The organism is Grimontia marina (assembly GCF_900060185.1).
Classification (GTDB): domain Bacteria; phylum Pseudomonadota; class Gammaproteobacteria; order Enterobacterales; family Vibrionaceae; genus Enterovibrio; species Enterovibrio marinus.
Map to the genome: position 1 here is coordinate 1 of NZ_FIZY01000271.1, position 557 is coordinate 557.

A 557-nucleotide genomic window follows, 5' to 3' on the forward strand; every position below is an offset into this window, starting at 1 on the left:
AAACGAAGATAAATTATGGGTAATAATCGCGCTATCAACAAAAAGGATTAATAGACCAAGAAAAAGAAGGTGTTGAAGTAAAAGAGAAAAAACAAACTGGAATAAATATTTTAGTTTCATAATGATTGCTCTAGCGGTGTTTATATTATTTATAATATCACTAGAGCAAAATAACTTACAGAAACCATTACGCTTCAGTGATCAGTGCCTTAAAAACACGCTTTCCATTCTCAATCGTTTTTGACAAAGAAACAAAAGCGTCAATGGCTTCTGTAGCATACCCCATAATAACGCTCTTATCCCCTTTCACTCCTGACAGTTGGGCATTCAAACAGCGCTTGTTTAAAGCTTCCTCTCTGTTTTCGGCGTGAATAGTCGAGATAGAACCAGAGTGACCAGAGTTAGCAATGTTCAAAAATGCCATTGTATTTTCAATGTCAATTTCTCCAAGTAAGATCCTGTCAGGACGAAGCCGCAACATGGAGTTAATAAAGTCAGAAAATTTAAGCCCCGCTATATCTGTGCCGCTTTTTGATTTCAAAAAGGCCGTGGTGTTA

1 protein-coding gene is annotated in these 557 nt (G+C 36.8%); it reads right to left on the reverse strand.

What is annotated here, in order from left to right; all coding sequences use genetic code 11:
* Positions 1-187: 187 nt before the first annotated feature.
* On the reverse strand, positions 188-557 hold a 370-nt coding region (locus tag GMA8713_RS26380; protein ID WP_198159619.1), incomplete at its 5' end, for an ATPase, T2SS/T4P/T4SS family.